Raw genomic sequence first — 26615 nt, forward strand, 5'->3', positions numbered from 1 at the left:
CTTACTGATGTATCCGTTTTTATTTTTGCTATGCAACTACGATTAAGCAGAATTATTATTACAATCCATTGATTTCGTCAATAGTCAATCCGGTGATTTCAACTATATCTTCTATGGGATAGCCTTTATCTAACATTTTACGGGCATGGGATAGGCGTTCCATATTTCGACCTTCAGTTCGACCTTCAGTTCGACCTTCAATTCGACCTTTGGCTAATCCTTCTGCTCTGCCAATTTCTAGTCCTTCTGCTTTTCCAATTTCCAATCCTTCTTCTTTACCTTCCTTCAAAGCCTGTTCCTTCATATAGTTCCAGGTGTTATAATTATCGCGATAAACTTTTAGGCATGCCTCATATTCGTCCCGCTCTTTCTTGTTCATATTGACAATACGGGCTAGCTCTTCCAGACGCTGGAAAAGTGCCTTCTGCCCCTTGAACTCTAAAGATTCCAATTTTTCCATGTACTTCAAATTATATAGCCAATAATCCAATGGCGTTTCACATTCACTTTCTGTTTTATTGAACAGTGGGAATTCTATAAAGATTTCCCTTATCATTTTCGATACCGGTTTCCCCGTTTCTTTATCGGCTAGAATTATGTCCGTCTTAACTTTGTCGGATTTACCGCTCTTGAAATTCAGGAAAAAAATCCCATAAACAGGGACAATATCGAATTTCCATCTGTCACCTATCCGGTCCTGTCCGGCTATTGCCCTACAAATATAATAAAGACCACGTTCATAAATATACGGCTGATTGCAATTTTGCATTTCCACAAGGAAAATACTTCCGTCTTTATCTTTACATCTGAGATCAAATAGTGCAGTCCTTCCATCTGCTGTTTCCGGAGGCAATTCATTGTTCATATACTCCAAATCTTCGATATGTCTCTCGCCTTCCAATAAATCATTGAGCAAATCTATGAGCAGTTCTTTACTGTTTTCCTGTCCGAAAAGAATTTTGAATCCTCTATCTACAAATGGACTTATAAATATTCCTTTTTCCATAATTATGGTTTTTAATGTTAATACTGCAAGTATAGGGAAAATAGACAGGAATTCAAAATCTGAAAGAAACAAAAAAAGAGGAGAATCTTTCGACTCTCCTCTTTCCTATCTTAGAGCGGAAGACGGGGCTCAAACCCGCGACCCCCAGCTTGGAAGGCTAGTGCTCTATCAACTGAGCTACTTCCGCAATACTAATTGAAAACTTGAAGAGTGGGCAGTGATGGATTCGAACCACCGAAGGCGTGAGCCAGCTGAGTTACAGTCAGCCCCATTTGGCCACTCTGGTAACTGCCCCTCTTGTTCTCAATTGCGATGCAAAGATAGATATTAATTTTTTAACTTGCAAGAAAAATCTATCATTTTTATTGCAGTAATTGCAGCTTCATCGCCTTTGTTGCCATATCTACCACCTGCACGATCTTCAGACTGCTGCATGTTATCTGTAGTTAACAATCCGAAAATGAATGGGATATCATACATCAGATTAAGTTCTGTGATGCCTTGAGTAACACCTGAACAAACATAATCAAAATGTGGAGTATCGCCTCTTACGACGCATCCCAAAACGATTATGGCGTCCAATTCTTTGCTTTCAGCAAGTTTTTTTGCTCCAAAAGTCAGCTCGAAACTTCCCGGAACTCTCTTTACAATGATATTTTCAGGTTTCACACCGTGCTTTTCCAAAGTGTTGCAAGCGCCTTCAAGAAGCTTTTCTGTAATATTTTTATTCCATTCGGCAACAACAATGCCAATATTCATATCCGAAGCGTCTGGAACGCTGTTAAAATCATAATCTGATAAATTCTGATAAGCTGTAGCCATTATTTTGAGTTTTTAAATTTGTACATTTTTTGTTTTCTACACTGAATAAGGATATTCTTCAATGTTGTTTTCCTTTTTATCCTTATATAAAAAAAAGACACAGAAGACACTGAGATTATTTTCTCCGTGAGTTCTGTGTCTCCGGTTTTATTATGAAATATATTCCTTGTTATTTCACCTGTGCTGATGCACGAGAAATATATTTGTCGATATCAGAAGCTTCAAGTGAATTGTAATATTTTTCCTTGATAGTTGTATATGCCTTAACTGCATCTGAATATTGATTCAAGCTTTCGTAAGCAATTCCTGCTTTTTTCAGATATGCAGGACTTACAACTTCGTTGTTTGCTGATTTTGCAGCTTTCTCGAAATAAGAAATACCTTCCTTGGCATTGCCCATATTCACATAGCAGTCACCAATCAATCCGACAATTGCCGGAGAAATCATATTGTCGCTTGCGCTGAATGACTTCAACATATCCATAGCCTTTTCATATTCTCCCATTTTGTAATAGCAGATTCCGGCATAAGCTTTTGCCAAGTTTCCGGCATCTGTATTTCCATACTGGTCAATGATAGCAGTGAAGCCTAAATAATCTGTTCCGTTTCCATTCAAAGCCAGGGCGAATGAATCTCTTGCAAAATACTGTTCTCCTTTGAACAAAGCAGCTTCAGCTTTTTTCTGCTGCGGAATAGCATATCCGTGTTTATATCCCAAAACAGCAGCAACAATCACAGCAACTGCAACAATGGCGAAAATAATCTTTTTGGAATGAGTTTCAATGAACAATTCAGATCTAGATACGAGTTCTTCAACTTCAACTAACTCCTTTTCTGGTTCCTTTCCTTTAGTTGTCATAATTTATTTATAGTTATTATTTTATTAATTTCCTTTTCATCAAACTGTAAGAGATGCTTGCATATGATGCTTCTTTCTCATACAAAGCGCAAAAGTAGTTTTTTTTGCTGAATAAACGATAAATAGAAGTATATTTTTTACATTTGCAGGCATTAATATCTCTCAAAATGATTCTGAAAAAGCTTTCTGTACTCAATTATAAAAATATCGCTCAGGCAGAAGTTGAATTCTCTCCGAAAATGAACTGTTTCTTCGGAAACAACGGAATGGGGAAAACGAACTTCCTGGATGCTATATATTACCTTTCGTTCTGCAAAAGCCATAAAAACACCCCAGATTCCCAGATAATAAGGAACGGGGAAGATTTATGCGTTCTGCAAGGACTATATGATTATGAACTGAGAGATGAAGAAATTTTCTGTGCGATAAGAAACAGGCAGAGGAAACAGTTCAAAAGAAACAAAAAAGAATATGACAAGCTGTCGGAACATATCGGCTTATTGCCGCTGGTAATGGTTTCGCCGGCTGACTATGACCTTATCCAAGGTGGCAGTGAAGAAAGGCGCAGATTCATCGACCTTATCATTTCGCAGCAAAGCCCTAATTATCTGCATGCTCTTATCAACTACAACAAGGCTTTACAACAAAGAAACTCCCTGCTGAAAAACGAAAGCACTGATGCTTCGCTCTACGAGGTTCTGGAAATGCAACTTTCAATGTATGGAGAAATTATATATGATATGAGAAAAAAGACGGTGGATAAGTTTCTGCCAGTGTTTAATTCTTATTATCAGAATATATGCCAGTCTGCCGAAACTGTAAGCCTGAACTATGTTTCTCAATTATCAGAGAATAATCTTGCAGAAAAGCTATGTAACACACGTCAGAGAGATTTGATTCTGGGTTATACCTCATCAGGTATTCACAAGGATGAGCTGGAAATGAATCTCGGTTCATCACTGATAAGAAAAGTTGGCTCACAAGGACAAAACAAAACTTTCCTGATTGCTCTTAAACTAGCACAGTTCAGTCTTCTTGCAGAGAATGGAAAAACCTCTCCTATCCTTCTGCTAGATGACATTTTCGATAAGCTGGATGCTATGAGGGTAGAACAAATTATCAAGCTCGTAAGCGGCGACTCTTTCGGCCAGATTTTTATCACTGATACTAACAGAAAGTATCTGGATGCTATACTTGCCGCTATGGAACATGATTACAGACTGTTCAAAGTTGAGCAAGGAAATATTCATCAACTTAACGTCAACGAAAAAATTTAATATCTATGCAAAGGAGAAATACACAATCTATTGGCGAGGTACTGAGAGATTTCTTTGAAGACAACACTGAAATCTATGAAAAAATAATGAATATAAGAATAAAACACGCATGGACCGATACTTTGGGACCGGTAATAAATCAATATACCACGAATCTATATGTTGAAGATAGAGTCCTTTATGTTTCTCTATCATCATCAGTATTAAGAAATGAACTTATGCTTACCAAAAACAAACTAATTGCCAGCTTGAACAAATATGCCGGAGCAACAGTCATAAATGATATCGTCATCAGATGAACACGCTCCTGAATTTCGGCTTAATTTGTAAATGTTATTGCATTATTGGCAAATAAAGTAAGTTTCAAACATAATATCTTTGCAGCAAAGAAATGAAACTTCTTTTCATAAATATATTCCTATCTCAGTAGAAACCAGATTCTACACAAATGTAATGTGGTTCATTTCACAAAACCCTAATTATGTAAAATCGGGATAGGTATGGCAGGCAGCAAGGATTCTGTTTTTGAAAGAGAATCGGAGTTGCCTGTTTTGTTATTGCATGGAGAGAAAATCGTCCGGAGAATAAACAGGTATATCAGAAACTAAAAAATCCTTTATATTACGAGTAATTATCAAATCGCACTGAGAATTAACAGCTGCATAATGCTGCATAGCATCCTCAATATCTTTAAAACGAGAAAATACAGACAAACTTTTTCTAACAGTAAATTCATCTATAGTAGCTATTTCAACTATAGAAGAAAATTGCCTTAACACTTGGACTAAATCTTCATAGTTTAACTTCCTGCCCAATAAATAAGAGGCTGTAGAAAAAGATATAGGAGCAACAACAGCTGTATATTTTCCCATATCAACCAATGAGAATATTTTCTTTGCTGCCAAATAGAAAGGTTCTCTATGAGCCAACAAATCAATCATTACATTTGTATCAATAAATATTCTATTTTTCATTTATATTTCTCCCCTAAATAATCTTGATATGCTTTTTTATCATCAAAATCAGATGGAAGATTTAAATCAACACCTAAACTTTCAACAAAAGCAGTCACTTTTATATCATTCTTTTCATTTTGAGATTGACGAATAAATTTACGCATAAAATCCTCCACCAATCTATTTAAATTAATATTACGTTGTCTTGCATACAATTCTGCTTGTTGCAAGACATCTGAATCTATTTGAAATATTTTTGAACTCATATTTTTATATTATGATTTATTTTAAAAATAATAAATACGCCACATTTTGAATTACATCTTCACTATCCAAATATAGTGAAAGACAAACGCAAAGCAAAATCAAAAATAAGTTTTTTATCTTGTTATGCCTAACCGTATCCTATATTATTCAAATATACGCCTAGATATTCAAATCTGTTTATCAAAATATCAACACAAAACAAATTCACTATTTTTTGACATTATGTCAAATTAACTCTCTGAGAATCGATTTTTTCGGATAAAAGTACAGAGAGATTAAATTTATCGCAAGGAGAAAGAATTAAGCATTTACAACTTATCACATTTAAATGCTAATTGCTATTAAACAATCAGCCATTTTTAATTATATACGAACGAAAAATCAAGGTTTGTAAGAAACAAAAAGACAAAACCAATCAAAATGTCAAATACAAAAGGGTTGGGAAAATGTGTAGAAATAAAGAGAAAAACAGTGTTTTACTTCACTTTCCAGGTTCATTCCATACGTGACAACACCTTATTTCCCTCCTTTTCCAATTTATATATAGACATATTTGGATATATTTACTTTAGTAGCTGGGTTTACTACAGTAAATAAATAGAAATGGGGCCGTAAATACGTAAACTTTCTTCCGATAAGAATTTAGGACAAACTCCTCATTACCTAATTTTTATATTAAAAACGCTCTGAATTGAAAAAGATGATATTAGCAAAAACATCGTTTTTAATAAATAATGTCAACAAAATATTGAATTATTTATCATTATGCGTACGCTTCATTTACAAAAGCAAAAGCCGGGTGAAACAATCCACCCGGCTTTATTTATATCAGAATATATTGTTAACGAATTATTCGCCCAACAAAATTTCCATAATCTGGCAAGCAGCTTTAGAAACTGAAGTACCAGGACCAAAGATAGCAGCAACACCAGCTTTATACAAGAAGTCATAATCCTGAGCTGGAATTACACCACCAGCGATAACGATGATATCTTCACGGCCAAGTTTCTTCAATTCTTCGATTACCTGAGGAACCAAAGTCTTGTGACCTGCAGCCAAAGAAGAAACACCCATTACGTGAACGTCGTTTTCTACAGCCTGACGAGCAGCTTCTGCCGGAGTCTGGAACAATGGTCCCATATCTACGTCGAAACCACAGTCTGCATAACCTGTAGCAACAACTTTTGCACCACGGTCGTGACCGTCCTGACCCATCTTAGCGATCATGATACGAGGCTGACGACCTTCTTTCTTAGCAAACTCAGCTGTAAGCTCGCAAGCACGCTGGAAGTCTGCGTCTGTTTTAGTTTCTGATGAGTACACGCCTGAAATTGTTCTAATGATTGCTTTATAACGACCAACAACTGCTTCGCAAGCATCAGAGATTTCACCCAAAGATGCACGCAAACCTGCTGCTTTAACAGCCAAGTCAAGCAAGTTGCCTTTACCAGTCTTAACACATTCAGTAATTGCAGCCAAAGCTTCCTGAACTGCTGCTTCATCACGGTTAGCACGCAACTCTTTCAACAATTCAATCTGTTCGTTACGAACTGCTGTGTTATCGATTTCAAGGATATCGATTGGATCTTCTTTTGGCAAACGATATTTGTTAACACCAACGATAGTCTGAACACCAGAGTCGATACGAGCCTGAGTACGTGCAGCAGCTTCTTCGATACGCATCTTAGGAAGACCTGTTTCGATAGCTTTAGCCATACCACCCATGCTTTCGATTTCCTGGATCAAAGCCCAACCTTTGTGTACCAATTCGTTTGTCAAAGATTCTACATAGTAAGAACCGCCCCATGGGTCGATCTGTTTGCAGACCTTAGTTTCTTCCTGAATGTAGATCTGAGTGTTACGAGCGATACGAGCAGAGAAGTCTGTTGGCAACGCGATAGCTTCGTCCAATGCGTTAGTGTGCAATGACTGAGTGTGACCCAAAGCAGCAGCCATAGCTTCGATACAAGTACGGCCAACGTTGTTGAACGGATCCTGTTCTGTCAAAGACCAACCTGAAGTCTGTGAGTGAGTACGCAATGCCAATGATTTAGGATTCTTAGCGCCGAAGCTCTTAACAATCTTAGCCCACAACATACGAGCAGCACGCATCTTGGCAATTTCCATGAAGTGGTTCATACCGATTGCCCAGAAGAATGACAAACGTGGAGCAAATGCATCGATGTCGATACCAGCGTTAACACCAGCACGAAGATATTCCAAACCGTCGCACAATGTGTAAGCCATTTCGATATCAGCTGTTGCACCAGCTTCCTGCATGTGGTAACCTGAGATAGAGATTGAGTTGAACTTAGGCATCTTCTGTGATGTATATTCGAAGATGTCAGCGATAATACGCATTGAGAATTCAGGTGGGTAGATATATGTGTTACGCACCATGAACTCTTTCAAGATATCGTTCTGGATTGTACCAGCCATTTCTTCCAATTTAGCGCCCTGTTCCAAACCTGCGTTAATGTAGAATGCCATAACAGGAAGAACGGCACCGTTCATTGTCATAGAAACAGACATCTTGTTCAATGGAATACCGTCGAACAAAACTTTCATGTTTTCCAATGAACAGATAGAAACACCAGCTTTACCAACGTCACCAACAACACGTTCGTTGTCAGCATCGTAACCACGGTGTGTAGCCAAGTCGAATGCTACAGACAAACCTTTCTGACCAGAAGCCAAGTTACGGCGATAGAATGCGTTAGATTCTTCAGCTGTTGAGAAACCGGCATACTGACGGATTGTCCAAGGACGCAATGGATACATTGCGCTATACGGACCACGCAAATATGGAGGCAGACCTGAAACGAAGTTCAAGTGTTCCATGCCTTCCAAGTCTTCTTTTGTATAAACCGGCTTCACTTCGATGTGCTCCGGAGTTTTCCAATTGGCTTCGATGCCATTGGCTTTAGCCCATTCAGCTGCGTTAGTAGCAGCAAAACCGGCGTTTTTAATATCTATATCTTTAAAATTTGGTCTCATAGTATAAATTATTTAAACACAGAATTACTTAAATGTTTATGGAAACTTATTGTCTCTGTGTTTCAATTAAAATTATATTCCAAGTTTAGCATTGAATCCCTTTAATGTTTCCAATACATTGCTCTTGACATTGATGAACTGATCAATACCCTGAGCTTTCAAGTCTTCCATGCAAGCAGGAGCACCAGCTACTACGAACTGAGCACGACCAGCCAAAGCCTTGAATGCAGCAGGAGCCAATTCAGCATATTCATCATCGCTTGAGCACAAAACTACGATGTCAGCACCTGCATTTACAGCTGCTTCAACACCAGCTTCAACTGTATCGAAGCCCAAGTTATCGATAGTCTTGTAGCCTGCACAAGCAAAGAAGTTGCAAGAGAACTGAGAACGAGCCAAACGCATTGCCAAGTTACCGATAGTCAACATGAATGCTTTAGGAGTCTTACCGCTCTTTTCTGTTGCCAAACGCAAAGCTTCAAAGTCAGAACCACCACGAGAGAAGTCAAGTTTAGTTACACCTTCGCAACCACAATCATTGTGAGCAGCGCCAGCGCAGCAGCAAGCACCTTCTTCTTTCTTAATCTTTTCAGCAGCAACTTCTGTGAAGTTAGGGAACTGGTTAGTACCAAGCAATGTTTCACGACGAGTTGCAACTGCTTTATGACGTTCAACGTTTGAAGCGTTAACAGCAGCCTGGATTTCACCAGCATTAGCCAATGCACCGAAGCCACCTTTTTCTTCTGTTTCAAGGAACAATTTCCAAGCAACATCAGCAATTGAGTTAGTGAACACTTCAACTGTGTATGAACCTGCAGCAGGGTCAACAACTTTGTCGAAATGACATTCTTCCTTCAATAACAACTGCTGGTTACGAGCGATACGTTCAGCAAATTCATCCGGAGTTTCGAATGTTTCGTTATATGGACGAACTGTGATTGAATCAACACCTGCAATTGCAGCAGACATTGCTTCAGTCTGAGAACGAAGCAAGTTAACGTGTGCATCATAAACAGTCATGTTCCACTGTGAAGTCTGAGCATGAACAGCCATTTTACAAGCACAGTCACAAGCAGGTTTATAAGCTGCAACGATTTCAGCCCACAACCAACGAGCAGCACGGAACTTAGCGATTTCCATGAAGTAGTTAGAGCTGATACCGAAGTTGAATTTAATAGCTTTAGCGACTTCATCAACAGAGAAACCAGCATCTGTCAATTTAGCCAACAATTCATTACCCCAAGCCAATGCATAACCTAATTCCTGAGAAATGTAAGCACCTGCATTGTTCAATTCAAATGCATTAACGGCCAAAACTTTGTACTTAGGAAGAGCTTTACCTGCTTTGAGCACAGCAGATGCAGTTTCAACCCAATTTTCGTTCTTTTTGCCTTTGATTAATGGTTTTTTGAATGGGTCATAGTTTACAGAACCAACGCATTTAGAAGCATCAACGCCTTTTGAAGCGAAATATTCTGCCAAAATGCCGATTAGTTTTTCAGCTTTGCACAAGCAAGTGTTGAAGTTCAATTCAACACATTCCGGACAGATGCCATCCAACAATGCAGCGATGTTTTCAGCAGTTACATCGTCGCCCTTAATGATGAAACCTAAAGAAGTTACACCTTTGTTAAGAACGTCCAATGCTTTTTCGTTAGCAGCTTTTACACAAGAAACTTCAATGTTCTGGCGAACATACCAATTGTTGTCTTTTTTTGTACCTCTAACAAATGGGAATTCACCAGGAAGAGATGTTGTTGTGTTCAAACCTTCCAAATCTTCCAAACGATAGAAAGGATTTGCATTAAATCCTTCTCCTGTTTTCCAAACAAGCTTTTTCTCAAACGGAACGCCTTTAAGGTCGGCCGTAATCTTCGCAACCCATTCTTCTGTTGAGACCGGGGCGAATTCAGAGAAAAGTTTTTCTTTTTGTTCTGCCATAATAATAGTTATTTATAATACTGGTATTAGTAATTATTTTTATTATTTCAAATTTCGAAAGTAAATCAGCAAGTAGTTAACAAGTTTTGCTTTGCCAGCAAACAAGAAGTATTAATCTAAAGTCCTCCAAACTTCTTGACTACTTAAAGCAAGTTTAACTTTACGGAACTCGAGTTTATTCTTATTACTGTGGCAAAGGTAAAATAAATAATTTTCTGGCAAAAATATTTGGTTAATTAAAATAATCACTATATTTGCAACGTCTAAAGAAAAACGGACATTATATACAAATTATGATATGGCGCTTTCGTCTAGTGGCCTAGGACGCCGCCCTCTCACGGCGGAAACTCGGGTTCGAGTCCCGGACGCGCTACTAACAAAAAGGCTTCTGATAGTTGATATCAGAAGCTTTTTTGTTATACATACAAGTTTTGTATGATTATAATAAAACTCAAGTTTCGCAAGCTCAACTTACAGACAACAAGTTGACAAGGAGACGAGTTAACAAGGTTTTTAGATAATAAATTGTAAAGTTACAGTTGTTTTGACCTTGTCAACTTGCCCCTGAAGCCTTGTTTCCTATAAAAAAACTCGAGAACTTAAACAAACAATATATATAATGAAAAAATTCATATTATCGCTATCGCTTGCCGGGTTACTTTTGGGTGCAAGCAGTTGTACAGACAAATCAACCTCAGAAGCAAACAATGCTACTTTGATTCCAATTCCTCAGGAATCTGTTTTCGAAAATCAGTATTTCACCTTAAACCAATCAACCATAATTGGTACCGATCAGAATGATGAGCTAAAAAACATCGCTCAATTTTTGAACAACAAAATCGAACCTGCTTTCGGTTTTAAACTTGATGTTAAGGAAAAAGGAGATATTACATTTTCATTAATCGATGATGAAACTCTTGGCAACGAAGGTTACAAACTGAAAATAACTTCCGGTGGTATAGAAATATCGGCATATAAACCTGCCGGTATATTCTATGGTGTACAGTCAGTTTTACAGATGTTGCCAAAAGAAGTGAAATCTCCATCAAAGGTGGATAACATCAAATGGACAGTACAATGTGGTGAAATCACCGACAAACCTCAATTCCCTTGGCGTGGTATAATGTTCGACGTGAGCCGCCATTTCTTCACCAAAGAAGAAGTGATGAAACTGATTGACCAGATGGCAGAATACAAAATGAATGTTTTCCACTGGCATTTGAGCGACGATCAAGGCTGGCGTCTGGAAATAAAATCTCTTCCAAAACTGACTGAAAAAGGAGCATGGCGTGCCGAACGTGTTGGCGACTGGTGGAGCAGACAGCCTCAACAGGAAGGTGAAGCTACTACTTACGGCGGATATTACACTCAAGAAGACGTAAAAGAAGTTCTGGCTTATGCAAAAGAAAGATATATCAGAGTTATTCCTGAAATTGACGTTCCTGGCCACAGCCTTGCAGCGTTGGTTGCATATCCGGAATTGTCATGCATGAACGCTCCTAAGACAATAAATGTAGGAAACAAATTTTATGGTGAAGACGAAAACACACTTTGTATCGGAAAAGAATCTACATTTGAATGGCTTGACAAGGTGTTCACAGAAGTTGCAGCCTTATTCCCTGACGAATATATCCATATCGGAGGAGATGAATGTTTCAAAGGTTTTTGGCATAAATGCCCAAGATGTCAGGCTCGCATGAAAGCTGAGAATCTGAAGAATGAAGAAGAACTCCAGAGTTATTGTATTCACAGACTGGAATCAATGCTGAAAGAAAAAGGCAAAAAGCTTATCGGATGGGACGAAATCCTTGAAGGCGGACTTGCTCCGGAAGCAACTGTTATGAGCTGGCGCGGTATGGAAGGCGGTATAAAAGCAGCTAAAGCTAATCATCATGTAATAATGACTCCAACTCAACATTGTTATCTGGATTTATATCAGGGCGAACCTTCTGTTGAACCTGTCACTTATTCAATGTGCCGCTTGAGCGACAGCTACAGTTTCAATCCAGTTCCGGAAGGAGTTTCTTCAGATATGATTCTGGGTGGACAAGGAAACTTATGGACTGAAGCTATACCAACATTCCGCCATGCTGAATATATGCTTTGGCCTCGTGGTTGGGCTTTAGCCGAAGTACTTTGGAGCGGACCGGCAAAAACTGACTGGAACAATTTCTGGCCTCGCGTTGAACAGCATTTTGAACGTGCCGACGTAGCTCAAATCAATTATGCACGCAGCATGTATAATGCTATTGTTACTCCATATATGGAAAACGACAAGCTTATGATTAAATTGGGTTCTGAAATCGCCGAATCAGAAATCTTCTACACATTCGACAATACAGACCCTGATAAGTTCAGTCCTAAATATACAGAACCTCTGAGCATTCCAAAAGATGCTACTCGAATAAGAGTTGTCACTTATCTTAACGGAAAACAAAGCGGGAAGGTTATTTCTTTGACTATTGAGGAATTGAAGAAGATAGTGGAGAAGAAATAAGATAGACTTTTATATGTATTTATAAGTTCGAATAGGGCCGAATCTAAATTAACATAGGTTCGGTCCTATTTTTATACATTCCTACTTTTGCTTTATCCCCTTTTTACCATAAATTTACCCAACAAAAATCAACATACATATGGCACATACACATGAACATCATCATAGAAACTACACATTAAACCGTGTATTTATTTTCTGTATATTGCTGAACAGCATCTATGTTGTTACAGAAGCTACTGTAGGTATTTTATATGACTCGTTGGGATTACTCTCTGATGCAGGGCACAACTTAAGCGACGTATTCAGTCTGTTACTTGCCCTGATTGCAATCCGAATGTCCGGATTAAAGGCCAACAAACATTTTACTTATGGTTATAAGAAAAGCACAATACTTGTTTCTCTACTTAATGCGATAATCCTTCTTGTAGCAGTTGGAGCAATTATGTTGGAATGTTTCTATAAACTAAAGAATCCGTCTGTAATTTCAGGTGAAGCAATAAGCTGGACGGCTGGAATCGGCATTCTGATTAATGGGCTTACGGCATGGCTTTTGAATCGCGACAACAAACACGACCTTAACGTAAGAGGTGCATATCTCCATATGCTAATGGATACTTTGGTTTCTGTCGGAGTTGTGGTTTCGGGAATTATAATAGCTTACACACATTTATATATTATAGATGCTATTATAAGTTTGTTCATCGTAGTAATAATATTCATTTCCACATTCAAGCTACTTAAAGAAAGCCTTTATCTTTCGCTTGATGCTGTTCCTTCGTCTGTTTCAATAAAAGAAATAGAAAACGGATTAAGTGATATTGAAGAAGTTGAAAGCTGGCATCATCTGCATATATGGGCAATAAGCACTACAGAAAATGCAGCAACTCTGCATATTGTATTGAATAATCTTTCGGATTATGAAACAGGAAAACAAAAGGTAAAACTACTGTTTGCAGATAAAGGAGTAAGACACTGCACAGTGGAATGTGAACTTCCTGACGTGGACTGTAAAGACAAAATACATCTTTGAGCCGAAAACTGGATTCGAACCCGTGACACACACATTTATAATTCGTCGAACTCACGTTATTTACATTCTGTTGCTCTTTTCAAACGTTCTAAATGACAGAACAGTAAGTCTCCATTGCTGTCGTGTAAATGCATGCCATTTCCCTCACAATAACGAAAGAATGAGCATGAGGCACAGCGTCCTTTCTTCATCCAGGCACGATCTCGGAATGGTTTGAAACGATGTTCCCAAACATACATAAAATCATCCTTATAGATATTACCTTGCGAATAATCAGAACGGATACTTGGACATGCAGAAATAGAACCGTCTGCCAATACAGAAGCTACACTGATTCCTGCGTTACATGTATAAAAGCTATCACGCACTTCAGCTTCGTAATTACCCAGAAAGCCTTCACACCCGTAGCTGGCTGTTATTTTTCCTTCCAGTCGTACTTGTTTTATAAATTCCATAAGTCCCATAAAGTCTCTGTCTTCCAATTGGAGCTCAGGATAACGGGCTGCACGACCTACCGGAAAGATTGTAAATAAGCGCCAACGGCGGACTCCTGCTTTATAAAGTTCATCTTTCAATTGCTTCAAATAGGTATAATTCCGGCGATTTACACAAGTGACAACATCCCATATTATTTCATTTTGAGGACTTAGCATACGAATGGCATTCATAGCACGTTCATAACTTTCAGGATGTCCACGCAGCCAATTATGGTCATCGGCAAAACCATCCAAGCTGATAGTAATGGAGTGCAAACCGGCTTCCAGTAAGCTTTGCAGGCGTGAAGCTGTCAGATAAAGACCGTTTGTCACCATTCCCCATGGATATTCCCGTTGGTAAAGCGCCAGTCCTACCTCTTCCAAGTCCTTACGTACCAAAGGTTCACCACCTGTGATAACGATGCTTACTTCATGCGGATTTACATGTGGAGTTATGCTGTCTATTACACGCAGAAAGTCAGCTGCCGACATATCGGGCATATCAGTCGAACTTTTACAATCGCTGCCACAATGTTTGCAGTGAACATTACAGCGCTGCGTACACTCCCAGAAAAGCTGCCTAAGCGGATGCATTTTCTTCTGATTCTGGCGCATCTGCCTGAACACTTCCAAAGCCAGTCGTTTACGTAAAGAAAGTTGCTCCACCGATGTTTTCATAACTCTTTTTTATCCAGTTCAAAATCTGCAGTCTGACTGTCACTGCCCTGATACCAACCCTGACCATTTTCTGGATTCATCTTTAATAAGGTAGAGTCGGCCTCATACGTTCCTGATGGATCTTCACATACCACACGTAAATAATCGTATGCTTCCACTTCTTTCTGATAAATATATTTTCCGTCTTTGTCAGTATAAACCGTGTCATTGTAATATGAAAAAGTTTGTTCTGCCCCATCATTCGATATAACAGGCTTCACAATAACCCGAGCACCTTCTATTGTAGCCTGACTTTCTTTACCGACTACTTTTCCTTTTACTTCATATTTTGCATAAGGAGTACCATATTCTACAGGAATATCCTCAGATGAATCACAAGAAGTATATCCTAATAAAGCCAATAGTGAAGATAAAATACTGTTGAAGACTTTCAACCAATTTGATTTTCTTTTCATAACGTTATTTTTTATGGTTCTTATCCTAGGTACACAATATTAATAAGATGTATCATCAGCAACAAGCTTTTCGCATTAAATTTGGTCAAAACAACAAGATAACAAAAAAAGGAACACGCATCGAATTTATATTCTCAACATATTCCGCAATATTATACACAAATCTTTATTGAGCCGAAAACGGGACTCGAACCCGTGACCCACGCATTACGAATGCGTTGCTCTACCAACTGAGCCATTTCGGCAAACCAATTTTTATTCTAGAACAAAGCAAAATTATTACTTTTATTCAACATCGGAAAGTAATTTTGCAAGAAATTCGTCCAATTCTGCATCCAAATCTTTCAGAAGCGGGTCGTCCAAACGAAGTGTGTCGTCGTCAATAAACAAAAGTTCCTCAAGCACAAGAAAATCTTCATTCGTAAGACTTACTGAAAAAGGCTTAATAAAGTTAGGACTGTCAAAAATATTTTTTGTGGCAAGAATAGAAAATACCGCCCGCAAAATAGGTGTAACTTTCTTCTGGAAATCTTCTTCTCCATCAGGACTATTCACCCAATCAAATATGATTGTTTTTTCCAAAAGGCGTTCCTCATCATCAAAAAGCAGAACTTCGCCGCTTTCTGAATCCACCTGAACAAACAAATCACTGAACATTTTCTGTTCTTTTCCGTTTGTTATCTTATTGAGAGCCGAAGTAAAGAACGACTCTAATACAGGCTGTACATTTGCTTTATTCTCACTCATATTTATTATGTTTTAATCATTGTCAAAAGTAATAAAAAAACATACAAATTATTCACCAATTTGAATATTTAGTTTCTTATCTGCCAAAATACGTTCCTCAAGAACTTTGACATAAGCATTCAGAAGCGCTGTGTTTTCACCTTTATCTCCTTCTGACTCTGCAAAAAACGAAGCTGATTTCTTTGCCCAGGAAAGAGCTTCATCAAAGCGGCTCTGCATCTCGCAAGCTAAGGCAAGATTTGAACAAGCCTTTGCTTTTCCTGATTTATCTGAAGTTGACTTCTCTATCAATGTCCATTTTTCCTCAGCCAAATCCCATTTACCTGCAGAAGCAAATGCCGAAGCTTCTTTCCATCTTGCCCCTGTGTTGTGATAATACCAACGTCCGCTTTCCGACCAGTGAGGAATGAAATGCTCAGACATTGTAGAAGCTATATAAGATGCGGCAACACGCAAAGCCTGGTCAGGAAGTGGCAGCAAATTATTCAACATACGCACATCCGGAGCATATTCTTCCCACATTACAGAATCCTGCAACACAACAGAAGCCATAGGTCTTTCCTTTTCCGGCAGATAAGTACGCAACACTCCTGTCATATTTACCTTCACGGTTCCATGTTCCATACCAACTCTCAAATCAGTTTCTATATTCTTTTCCATAACGAAAAGAATCTTTTCCAATGATATGATGGCATCTGTTCCATTCTGCTCACAAAGCTGTTTTACTTCCGAAGGCAACAGTTTTCTTTCCCTCAAATATATACTGTCGAGTCGGTAAGGCTCATCAAGCAATCGGACATCTTTAAAATAAGAAGCATTTGCAATTGTTGTTCCGAGCGAACGGCAAAACTCTATCAATGCGCTGTCTGCTTCGGCACGGCAAGTATCTTGCGATTTTCCATGCAGCATATAAGTATAGCCAACGTCAGAAGGTTGTGCCACAGCATTATTCACCATCAACACAGTCTCAACTCCTCTCGGATAAGTTATATCTGCAGGATTGTATGTTTCGACATTAAACTGACGCATCGAACTGCAAGCCGAACAAACTGCTCCCAAAAGCAAAAAACAAATACTTCTTATTTTCATATTCAACATTTTATACTTGCCGGAATATCATATCCACAACATTCCGGCAATTCATATTAACAACATCAAATTATATCGCAGACCGCCTTGAAATATCCGATAGATTCAGCAATTCCAAGGAACGGGTCTTTCATATCCTTTTCATATTCCAGGCTGCAAACTCCTGTATAGTTTACTTCGCGCATAACTTTGATAAGAGCCGGGAAATCAATTTTTCCACGTCCAATCTCGATTCCCTTTCCTGCCTTCGAAGCATCAGTAACATCTTTTATATGCACGTCGAAAACACGTGTGTGATATTTCCTGAAATCAGCAACAGGGTCGCATCCGTTACGCAAATCATGACCGACATCCAGACACATTCCGATGCGCGGGTCCAAATCCTTGGTATGTTCCCAAACGTCTGTTGCATCAGGATAAGTCTTTATATCTGGTCCGTGAAGGTGAATAGCATAATTGAAATCATATTCTTTCACCTTTTTATCAACATAAGGCAGTAATTCATAGTTTGGCACACCCACAATTGTCTTTACACCTACTCTTTTCGCATATTCGAAATACTTGTCAACTTCCTCTTCCGATTTCATATATATCGGACCTACAGCGTAACCCGTAACTCCATAAGACGCACATTTTTCATGGAAAGCCTTTATCTGCTCATCTGTGCTATCAAAAGGAAGATGGAAATTCTTGATACACAAATAATGTATATCCAGACGCTTCAATGTTTTAAGAGTAGTTTCCAAATCGAAATTGACAAAAGTATATCCTGCCATTCCCAATTTGAAAGGATTCACAGCCTTGGGCTTCTTTGCCACAACAGGATCTGCAGCTGCTTCTCTCGGGATTTGCAATCCTCCGACTGCCAATGCTCCCAACAGACTTTGTTTAAAAAAAGTTCTTCTTGATTTTTCCATTGCACTTAGATTTTATATTTACTGCATCCCAAAGATAACAATTTATAAAAACAGACTGGCAATATAATAACAAAAAATGTCCTGAATGTTTTTTCGTCCAGGACATTTACATATCTTCAACTACATATTTAAGATAACTAAAACTGTATAATTATTTTGAAAAAATAATTCCTTTTGTACAATGTTTTTCTATATGTGGTTTTAAATTCTATATTCAGAATTTTCATCTTCTATAACAGCCTTTACCTCATTCACCAAATTCCTTTGAGCTATTTCTTCTTCTGTCAATATGGCTTTTTCACTTCTGTAATCATAACATAGAAGAGGATTATAACTACCACAAAAACGATGTTCAATCTTTACGCCAAAAAGCCTAGCAATTGTTTCTAATTTTTCAGCCCCAAGTGTGCAATTAACTATACAAGGAACATGCCAACCATATAAATAGATATAATGTTCTATTTCGCCTGAATTAGTTTTCGTTGTTTTTTCAAAAGGATCAAACCTTTCAGAAAATATTCCAAACCTCTCAGGCATACCTGTTATCCAAGTATAAGACCAATCTTTTTCATCCCAACTCATATTACATTATGTATATTTTATCGTTCAATTATTTTATCTACTTGATTTTATATTTATAACATCAACAAAATAGTTATTTAGACATAGAAATATATAAGAACAAAATGTCCTAGATAAAAAATTATCCAGGACATTTTTATAATTTAATTTATCAAATAATTGTTCTATATTAAATAAAAGATGAAATATTTAATCATTCATCTTTACTTACAATATCATATACTTCTTGAACAAGATCTCTTTGAGCCATTTCTTCTCTGCACAAAACCGGTTCAAAAAATCTATAATCATAACAATATATTTTCTCTCCGAGAAAGCGATATTTAATCATTACCCCAAAAAGTTTAGCTATCTCATCAAGTTTATTGATGTTTGGATATGCCAAACATGGAACATCTAAACTACGTAGATATATGGTATGACAGATTTCTCTATCAGAAGTTTTTTTCCACACTTTTGATAATCCAAATCTTTCAAGTTTTCCAGTAATCCATGTATAAGACCAATCTTTCTCGTCCCAACTCATATTATAATATTTGTTTCAGTTGTTCTATACTTTCTCTGAGTGATTGAATTGTCTTTTCAGCATCAGACAATTTCTTTCTTTCTATTTCTACAACATGAGTTGGTGCCTTATTTATAAACTTCTCGTTACTTAGTTTTTTCTTTATACTATCAACAAAACCAAGCTTATAGTTTAATTCATTCTCCATACGTTCCAACTCTTGTTGAGCGATATTATTACCTAAACTTAAAGCATACTTAACACCTTCAACAATAAATACGACATCAGCACATATGCTACTTTCTTCTTCTTTGATAAATACATTTGTTAATTTTTCTATTAGTGGCTTAAATTCCACTATCTTGTTATTAAAACCAACGAATAATGCATTTTCATCATTTTTCCAATTGATATTGTATTTTTGATAGATCTCTCTAATATTCTTTATTATCTCTTTTACAGTTTCAAATCTGCTAATAATAAACTCATCGTAATTATTTACAGATTGCAAAGTCTGCAACATTATACTTTCTCCTTGTTTTCTGTCATATATATGTTGCCATAACTCTTCTGTAATAAATGGCATAAACGGATGAAGTAACTTCAATAATGTATCAAAGAAGCCTAATGTTTTTTCATAAGTAATTTTATCGATTGGCTGTCCGAACGCCGGTTTGATCATTTCCAGATACCAGCTTGAGAACTCGTCCCAGAACAATTTATAGATTGCCATCAAAGCTTCGCTCAAGCGATATTTGTTGAACAAATCGTCAACTTCAGCAGTAACAGCATTTATCTTTGACTCGAACCATTTAACTGCAAGTTCAGCAGAAGCAGGAGTTGCAACTTCTTCAGATACAGACCAGCCTTTAATCAGACGGAATGCGTTCCAAATCTTGTTGTTGAAGTTACGTCCCTGTTCGCACAATGCGTCGTCGAACAAGATATCGTTACCAGCAGGAGCTGACAACATCATACCCATGCGGACACCGTCAGCACCATATTTTTCAATCAAATCCAGTGGGTCAGGTGAGTTACCCAATGATTTAGACATCTTACGTCCGAGTTTGTCACGAACAATACCAGTGAAATAAACATTTCTGAATGGCATATCACCCATATATTCGTAACCCGCCATAATCATACGTGCAACCCAGAAGAAGATAATATCCGGACCAGTCACCAAGTCACTTGTAGGATAATAATATTTCAATTCTTCGTTGCCAGGATTATTGATACCATTGAACAATGAAATTGGCCACAACCAAGAAGAGAACCATGTATCCAAACAATCTTCGTCCTGACGCAAATCTTCAACTTTCAAAGAATCATTGCCAGTCTTTTCTTTTGCAAGCTTCAATGCTTCCTCAGCTGTTTCGGCAACTACGAAACCTCCTTCAGGCAAGAAGTAAGCCGGGATGCGGTGTCCCCACCACAACTGACGGCTGATACACCAGTCTTTGATATTTTCCAACCAGTTCTTGTATGTATTCTTATACTTTGGAGGATAGAATTTCAACTCATCGTTCATTACCGGTGGCAAAGCCATGTCTGCGAAATGCTGCATCTTAAGGAACCACTGCATTGACAGTTTCGGTTCTATAGCAACATTTGTACGTTCTGAGAAACCAACCTTGTTTGTATAAGCCTCAACTTTTTCCAACAAACCGGCAGCTGCAAGATCTTTTTCAATCTGCTCGCGAACGTCGAAACGGTCCATTCCGACATACATACCTGCTGCTTCGCTCAAAGTTCCGTTGTCGTTGAAAATATCAATTGAAGGCAAGTTATATTTCTCGCCCAACATATAGTCGTTCACATCGTGAGCCGGAGTAACTTTCAAACAACCTGTACCGAATTCGATATCTACATAATCGTCCTCGATTACCGGAATAACACGGTTTACAAGAGGAACAATCACCTTCTTGCCCTTCAACCACTGGTTCTTAGGGTCGTTAGGATTGATACACATTGCAGTATCACCCATGATTGTTTCCGGACGAGTTGTAGCAACCACTGCATAACGTCCTTCAGGATCACCCTCAACTTTATAGCGAAGATAGAACAACTTGCTGTGTTCTTCCTTGTAGATTACTTCCTCATCAGAAAGAGCAGTCAAAGCTTTCGGGTCCCAGTTCACCATACGTACGCCACGGTAAATCAAGCCTTTGTTGTAAAGGTCAACAAACACTTTGATAACGCTTGCGCTGCGTTCTTCGTCCATAGTGAAAGCTGTGCGGTCCCAGTCGCATGAAGCTCCAAGTTTGCGAAGCTGCTTCAGGATGATTCCACCATGTTCGTCAGTCCATTCCCATGCATGTTTCAAGAATTCCTCGCGAGTCAAGTCTGTTTTCTTGATTCCCTGCTGAGCCAAACGGTTTACGACCTTTGCTTCTGTAGCAATAGATGCGTGGTCTGTTCCAGGAACCCAGCATGCATTCTTACCTTTCATACGTGCGCGGCGCACAAGGATATCCTGAATGGTGTTGTTAAGCATGTGTCCCATGTGAAGCACACCTGTAACATTTGGAGGAGGAATAACGACTGTATAAGGTTCACGGCCGTCTGGTTTTGAACTGAATAGTTTGTTGTCCAGCCAATACTGGTACCACTTTCCCTCTACATCTGCGGGATTGTACTTACTTGCTAATTCCATTTGATTTATCTGTTTTTCTTAAATTTCTGTTTCATTAAGCCGAATGGGCTTAGCTTGTCCGGAGAAAAATCTCACGCAAGCCCTTCCCGATTAGGCTCATTAGCCTACAAAATTAGTGAATTTAAATGAATTTACAGCTTGACTTTCTTAGATTTTCCGTTACTTTCGTTGTGAAAGCGGTCCACAGCCGTAACCACATATTTGTATTTCACCTTTCCGTCGTCATAAGGAAGCTTGTAAAAGCAGTTTCGGGTGATTTTCACAATCTTCGCCGGATTGCTCAAATCAACTGTTTCCTTGTTGTCGAATCTGTAAACTACGAAATAGTTTGCCAGCTCCGGATTTGTCTTGCTCTGCTCTGCCTGCCAGTGAAGGATATATCCGTCGGCAGTCCATTCAGTTTTCAGCTTCTTCACTTCCTCAGGAGCTTTGTTGTGCATATGTGTATATGCCGGAATAAGAGCCGGATAGCGGTGATAATTCCGTTTAAGGCTGTCGGCAACTCCGCCATTGTCCCAAAGAATTTCATTTGCCGGCCAGAAGCAGTTGCCGCCTACGTTTGGAAGTCGTCTTTCCATACGCATCTTGCGTGTAAGCTGTTCTGCCTTCATTGTGCGTGCCACATCCTGACCGAAATACAGATGTCCGCCATAAGCATTTTTATTCCACCATTTTGCAAGAGTTGAATAGTCGGCAGCCGGATGACCTATCTCCCAATAAATCTGAGGCATATTATAGTCAATCCATCCCTGTTTTACCCAATGAAGAACATCGGCATACAAGTCGTCGTAGTTCTGTAATCCTTTGGTTTTGCTGCCGGAACCATCTGGAGTGCTTCGCTGGTTGCGATAAATACCGAAGGGACTTATACCGAAACGCACCCAAGGTTTAGTCAGAAGAATTGTTCGTTTGATTTCGCTCACAAGTTTATTCACATTGTCGCGGCGCCAGTCTGCACGTTGCGATTCGGTGAATCCTTCCGGAATTCCGTATTTTCGGAAACTGTGCTCGTCAGGGAACGACATTCCGGCAACCGGATACGGATAGAAATAGTCGTCCATATGGATTGCGTCAACGTCATATCTAGTAACAATATCCCTAATCACACGGCAAATGAAATCGCGGCAATCAGGAATTCCCGGGTCAAACAATATCTGCTTGTTATAAGTCACGAACCATTCCGGATGCTTGTAGTAAATATGGTTGTCGGCAAATTTAGTCTTTCCCGCTGTACTTGCTCTGTAAGGATTCAGCCATGCGTGAAATTCCATATTGCGCTTGTGGCATTCCTTGATTAGAAAAGCCATCACATCGAAATTTCCTTCCGGAGCAACACCTTGTTCACCTGTATAGAAGCGGCTCCAAGGTTCGAGCTTTGAACGATAGAAAGCGTCGGCTTCCGGACGAACCTGAAATATTATGGCATTGATACCGCAACGCTGCAAGTAATTCAGCTTGCGTATAAAACTCTTTCGCATCTCGGCAACAGACATTTCGCTGTATTCACTTTGGAAAGCAGTCTGTATCCAAGCTCCGCGGAACTCCCGTTTCGGACTTTTATAAACATTTTCCGTGCTCTCAATATGTCGGCTGGAAGAACACGATGCTGCCAGCAAAACCAAACAAGCCCATAAAAGGACGGCCAATTTATTAGTCTTCATCTCAAACTTGGTTTTCAAGGAAAAATGCCTTTCAATATAGCTAAAGACCTGTTTCCTTTAATATCTAAATTTCAATCTATTACATTTTCAACGTAATTCTCCGCCGTGAAAAACTTTTTTCATCGGGAAGAAAAAAGTTTTTCATATAAGAGAAAATAAATTTTCATCCGCATGAAAAAGTTTTTCCATCCGAATCCACGGCAATAAAATATCGGAGTATCCAATCACTGGTTCCGGAAATTTGGCAAAATTAGCCTATTCTGCTCAAAAAACAAAAGATTTGCCAGGGTTCATGTTTTTATGTAGTTTTGCATACATAAGTATAAAGGTCACAAATATTATGTCTGAGAGTAATTCTATTTTCATAAAAGGAGCGAGAGTAAACAATCTTAAGAATATAGACGTTGAAATCCCGCGCGACAAACTGGTTGTGATAACAGGATTGTCCGGCAGCGGAAAATCTTCACTTGCATTCGACACGCTTTATGCCGAAGGGCAGCGACGCTACGTCGAAAGTCTTTCAGCTTATGCCCGCCAATTCCTGGGAAGAATGAGCAAACCGGAATGCGACTATATAAAAGGCATCCCGCCTGCAATTGCCATCGAACAGAAGGTTACGGCACGAAATCCGCGCTCAACGGTGGGAACTTCCACTGAAATATATGAATATCTCAGACTGTTGTTTGCCAGAATCGGTAAGACTTATTCTCCGATCTCGGGCGACGAGGTAAAGAAACATCAGACTAAAGACGTTGTAAATGCCGTGATGGAATATCCTTCGGGCACACGCTTTGCTGTGTTTGCTCCGGTAATCTGCAACAACGGGCATTCACGCAAGGAGGAATTGGAAATACTTCAGAAAAAAGGATATACCAGACTGTATATAGACGACAAAACATACAGGATTCCGGAAGTTATTGCCGACGAAGAATTGCTCAAAAAGGATATAGAGCTGATGATAGACCGACTTGTGATTTCGGACGACAAGACTTTGCTGAGCCGCCTTGCCGACTCTGTGGAAACGGCGTTCTTCGAAGGCTGCAACACTTGCCGCGTAAGATTATATCTTCCGGAAGAAACCATATGCAAAGAGTTTTCGATGAAATTCGAAGCCGACGGAATCAAATTTGAGGAACCGACGGAAATGATGTTCAATTTCAACAATCCGCTCGGTGCCTGCCCTAAATGCGAAGGATATGGCAAAATTCTTGGAATTGACGAACAGCTTGTGATTCCGGACCAAAGTCTTTCGGTTTATCAGGGTGCAGTGGTCTGCTGGAAAGGCGAAGTGATGGGCGAATGGCTCAAGGAATTCATCGCGGCTAGCCAGAAATACGACTTTCCTATTCATCGTCCGTACAACGAGCTGACTGAGAAAGAAAAGGATTTGCTGTGGCACGGCGCTCCGGGTGTATATTCTATTGATGATTTCTTCAAACATGTGGAGGAAAATCTCTATAAAGTGCAATACAGAGTGATGCTTGCACGATACAGAGGAAAAACTACTTGCCCGGAATGTAAAGGGAAAAGACTTAAGAAAGAAGCTCTATACGTGAAAGTTGGAGGAAAAACTATTGCCGACCTGGTGGAAATGCCGGTTTCGGAACTGAAAGTTTTCTTCGACAATCTTCAGCTTAGCGAAACTGACGCGGCAATCGGGAAACGTCTGCTTATGGAAATTAATAACCGACTTCAATTTCTTGTTGACGTTGGTTTGAGTTATCTCACTCTGGACCGCCTGTCAGCTACTTTATCCGGCGGTGAAAGCCAGCGCATAAGTCTTGCTACTTCGCTCGGCAGCAGCCTTGTCGGTTCATTGTATATATTGGATGAACCTAGCATTGGCTTGCACTCACGCGACACGGATTTGCTCATAAAAGTTCTGAGACAACTGAAAGAGCTGGGCAACACTGTTGTGGTTGTTGAGCACGACGAGGAAATAATCCGTGCGGCAGACTATATAATCGACATCGGACCGAAAGCCGGCCGCCTTGGTGGTGAGGTTGTTTTCCAGGGAGATATAAACAAATTGCCTAAGAACAGCAACAGCTTCACTGTGAAATATCTCACAGGAGAAGACAAGATTGAATTACCGCCATATCATCGCCCGTGGAATAATTATATCGAAATAAAGAATGCCTGGAAGAATAATCTTAAAGGTGTGAATGTCCGCTTCCCGCTCAACATTATGACTGTAGTTACAGGTGTGAGCGGTTCGGGGAAAAGTACGCTCGTAAGAGACATATTCTATGAAGGAGTCCGCCAGAAACTCGACAATGTGAGCCGTCTGACGGTGAGCTGTTCGGAAATTTCGGGAGATATTCATCTGATAAAAGATGTGGAATTTGTAAACCAGAACAGCATCGGAAAGAGTTCCCGCTCAAATCCCGTTACTTATGTCGGCGCTTATGATGAGATAAGAAAACTATTCGGCGAGCAGCCTTTGGCAAAGCAATTGGGATTTACTCCCGCTTTCTTCTCGTTCAACAAAGAAGGCGGACGATGCGAAGAATGTAAAGGCGAAGGAAAGATTACCGTGGAAATGCAATTTATGGCAAATATCACTCTGGAATGTGAGGAATGCCACGGAAAAAGATTCAGGAAAGACCTGCTTGAGGTGGAATATAAAGGAGCCAACATTTATGATGTTCTGGAGATGACAGTGAACCAGGCTATCGAATTCTTCGGCGAAGGCAATGGCTCGCAAGAAAAGAAGATAGTGAAGAAGCTGAAACCTCTGCAGGATGTCGGTCTTGGATATATAAAACTGGGACAATCTTCTTCAATCCTTTCCGGCGGAGAAAACCAACGTGTCAAGCTAGCTTATTATCTCGGACAGGAAAAACAGCAGCCGACTCTGTTCGTATTTGACGAACCGACAACGGGACTTCATTTCCACGACATAAAGACGCTGCTGAAAGCGTTCAATGCTCTTATCGAAAAAGGACATACGGTTGTTATCATCGAGCATAATATGGATGTGATAAAATGTGCCGACTATATTATCGACCTCGGTCCTGAAGGTGGTAAAGAAGGAGGTAATATCGTATGCTGCGGAACACCGGAAGAAGTGGCAAAATGTGAGGCTTCATATACAGGACATTTCCTAAAAGAAAAAATATCGTAAAATAAACGCTGTTAAAAGCTTCTGCTTTGCACGATTTGTCAAATGGCAGTATCTTTGCAAATCATAA

21 protein-coding genes and 4 tRNA genes are annotated in these 26615 nt (G+C 39.2%); 6 read left to right on the top strand and 19 right to left on the bottom strand.

The annotated features are described in order from the left end of the window. Nucleotides 1–58: 58 nt before the first annotated feature. From ACYIAR_RS06855 to ACYIAR_RS06875, 5 genes are all read right to left on the bottom strand, one after another. The gene (locus ACYIAR_RS06855) at nt 59–1006 is read right to left on the bottom strand and encodes an Rpn family recombination-promoting nuclease/putative transposase (RefSeq protein ID WP_480332942.1); all 948 of its coding nucleotides are present in this window, start codon (nt 1004–1006) and stop codon (nt 59–61) included. A 114-nt stretch (nt 1007–1120) separates the two neighbouring features. Beyond that, nucleotides 1121–1193 (bottom strand) — tRNA-Gly (locus tag ACYIAR_RS06860). A 24-nt stretch (nt 1194–1217) separates the two neighbouring features. Beyond that, nucleotides 1218–1300, bottom strand: a tRNA-Tyr gene (locus tag ACYIAR_RS06865). Nucleotides 1301–1333: 33 nt separating this feature from the next. Next, the gene (gene ribH / locus ACYIAR_RS06870) at nt 1334–1828 is read right to left on the bottom strand and encodes a 6,7-dimethyl-8-ribityllumazine synthase (RefSeq protein ID WP_480332944.1); all 495 of its coding nucleotides are present in this window, start codon (nt 1826–1828) and stop codon (nt 1334–1336) included. A gap of 169 nt (nt 1829–1997) precedes the next feature. Continuing rightward, nucleotides 1998–2687, bottom strand: a complete 690-nt coding sequence (locus ACYIAR_RS06875; RefSeq protein ID WP_480332946.1) for a tetratricopeptide repeat protein — start codon at nt 2685–2687, stop codon at nt 1998–2000. Between the two features lie 167 nt (nt 2688–2854). On the opposite strand from ACYIAR_RS06875, the gene recF reads away from it, so the two are divergent. After that, nucleotides 2855–3964 carry a DNA replication/repair protein RecF gene (recF, locus tag ACYIAR_RS06880; protein WP_480332948.1) on the top strand — a complete coding sequence of 370 codons (1110 nt, stop codon included), beginning with the start codon at nt 2855–2857 and terminating at the stop codon, nt 3962–3964. A gap of 5 nt (nt 3965–3969) precedes the next feature. After that, complete coding sequence (locus tag ACYIAR_RS06885) at nt 3970–4263, top strand: DciA family protein (RefSeq protein ID WP_480332950.1); 294 nt, start codon at nt 3970–3972, stop codon at nt 4261–4263. Between the two features lie 255 nt (nt 4264–4518). On the opposite strand, the gene ACYIAR_RS06890 is transcribed toward ACYIAR_RS06885, so the two are convergent. From ACYIAR_RS06890 to mutA, 4 genes are all read right to left on the bottom strand, one after another. Beyond that, on the bottom strand, nt 4519–4938 hold the full coding sequence (locus tag ACYIAR_RS06890) for a type II toxin-antitoxin system VapC family toxin (protein ID WP_480332952.1): 420 nt from the start codon (nt 4936–4938) through the stop codon (nt 4519–4521). After that, nucleotides 4935–5186, bottom strand: coding sequence for a DUF6364 family protein (locus tag ACYIAR_RS06895; RefSeq protein WP_480332954.1), 252 nt, complete (start codon nt 5184–5186; stop codon nt 4935–4937). Before ACYIAR_RS06895 ends, ACYIAR_RS06890 begins: the two co-directional genes overlap by 4 nt. Nucleotides 5187–6036: 850 nt before the next feature. After that, on the bottom strand, nt 6037–8184 hold the full coding sequence (gene scpA, locus ACYIAR_RS06900) for a methylmalonyl-CoA mutase (protein ID WP_480332956.1): 2148 nt from the start codon (nt 8182–8184) through the stop codon (nt 6037–6039). Nucleotides 8185–8256: 72 nt separating this feature from the next. Then, nucleotides 8257–10125, bottom strand: coding sequence for a methylmalonyl-CoA mutase small subunit (gene mutA, locus ACYIAR_RS06905; RefSeq protein WP_480332958.1), 1869 nt, complete (start codon nt 10123–10125; stop codon nt 8257–8259). A 300-nt stretch (nt 10126–10425) separates the two neighbouring features. On the opposite strand from mutA, the gene ACYIAR_RS06910 reads away from it, so the two are divergent. The 3 genes from ACYIAR_RS06910 to ACYIAR_RS06920 all read left to right on the top strand — a co-directional run bounded on the left by ACYIAR_RS06910 (nt 10426) and on the right by ACYIAR_RS06920 (nt 13655). After that, nucleotides 10426–10498, top strand: a tRNA-Glu gene (locus ACYIAR_RS06910). Nucleotides 10499–10744: 246 nt separating this feature from the next. After that, entirely contained in the window at nt 10745–12622 is a 1878-nt protein-coding gene (locus ACYIAR_RS06915) for a beta-N-acetylhexosaminidase (RefSeq protein ID WP_480332960.1), read from the top strand. A 139-nt stretch (nt 12623–12761) separates the two neighbouring features. Beyond that, complete coding sequence (locus ACYIAR_RS06920) at nt 12762–13655, top strand: cation diffusion facilitator family transporter (protein WP_480332962.1); 894 nt, start codon at nt 12762–12764, stop codon at nt 13653–13655. A gap of 56 nt (nt 13656–13711) precedes the next feature. Here the strand turns inward: ACYIAR_RS06920 and ACYIAR_RS06925 are convergent, their stop codons facing one another. From ACYIAR_RS06925 to ACYIAR_RS06970, 10 genes are all read right to left on the bottom strand, one after another. Then, a complete protein-coding gene (locus ACYIAR_RS06925; protein WP_480332964.1) occupies nt 13712–14809 on the bottom strand; it encodes a TIGR04133 family radical SAM/SPASM protein in 1098 nt (365 codons plus the stop codon). Continuing rightward, entirely contained in the window at nt 14806–15264 is a 459-nt protein-coding gene (locus ACYIAR_RS06930; protein ID WP_480332966.1) for a radical SAM-associated putative lipoprotein, read from the bottom strand. The genes ACYIAR_RS06925 and ACYIAR_RS06930 overlap by 4 nt, the downstream gene beginning before the upstream one ends. 172 nt (nt 15265–15436) lie before the next feature. Then, nucleotides 15437–15509 (bottom strand) — tRNA-Thr (locus tag ACYIAR_RS06935). A 40-nt stretch (nt 15510–15549) separates the two neighbouring features. Continuing rightward, nucleotides 15550–16011, bottom strand: a complete 462-nt coding sequence (locus ACYIAR_RS06940) for a hypothetical protein (RefSeq protein ID WP_480332968.1) — start codon at nt 16009–16011, stop codon at nt 15550–15552. Nucleotides 16012–16059: 48 nt separating this feature from the next. Beyond that, on the bottom strand, nt 16060–17100 hold the full coding sequence (locus ACYIAR_RS06945; protein ID WP_480332969.1) for a DUF6340 family protein: 1041 nt from the start codon (nt 17098–17100) through the stop codon (nt 16060–16062). A gap of 65 nt (nt 17101–17165) precedes the next feature. After that, entirely contained in the window at nt 17166–18017 is an 852-nt protein-coding gene (locus tag ACYIAR_RS06950) for a sugar phosphate isomerase/epimerase family protein (protein WP_480332971.1), read from the bottom strand. 201 nt (nt 18018–18218) lie between these two features. Further along, complete coding sequence (locus ACYIAR_RS06955; RefSeq protein ID WP_480332973.1) at nt 18219–18599, bottom strand: hypothetical protein; 381 nt, start codon at nt 18597–18599, stop codon at nt 18219–18221. 193 nt (nt 18600–18792) lie between these two features. After that, nucleotides 18793–19125 (bottom strand): hypothetical protein, encoded by a 333-nt coding sequence (locus ACYIAR_RS06960; protein WP_480332975.1) that lies wholly within the window; start codon nt 19123–19125, stop codon nt 18793–18795. A 1-nt stretch (nt 19126) separates the two neighbouring features. Then, on the bottom strand, nt 19127–21760 hold the full coding sequence (locus ACYIAR_RS06965; protein ID WP_480332977.1) for a valine--tRNA ligase: 2634 nt from the start codon (nt 21758–21760) through the stop codon (nt 19127–19129). 131 nt (nt 21761–21891) lie between these two features. After that, nucleotides 21892–23421, bottom strand: coding sequence for a glycoside hydrolase family 10-like protein (locus ACYIAR_RS06970; RefSeq protein WP_480332979.1), 1530 nt, complete (start codon nt 23419–23421; stop codon nt 21892–21894). A 340-nt stretch (nt 23422–23761) separates the two neighbouring features. Here ACYIAR_RS06970 and uvrA point away from each other — a divergent pair, with 340 nt between their 5' ends. Continuing rightward, entirely contained in the window at nt 23762–26548 is a 2787-nt protein-coding gene (gene uvrA / locus ACYIAR_RS06975; protein ID WP_480332981.1) for an excinuclease ABC subunit UvrA, read from the top strand. Nucleotides 26549–26615: the final 67 nt, after the last annotated feature.

Source organism: Parabacteroides sp. KHUB-01, assembly GCF_056640935.1.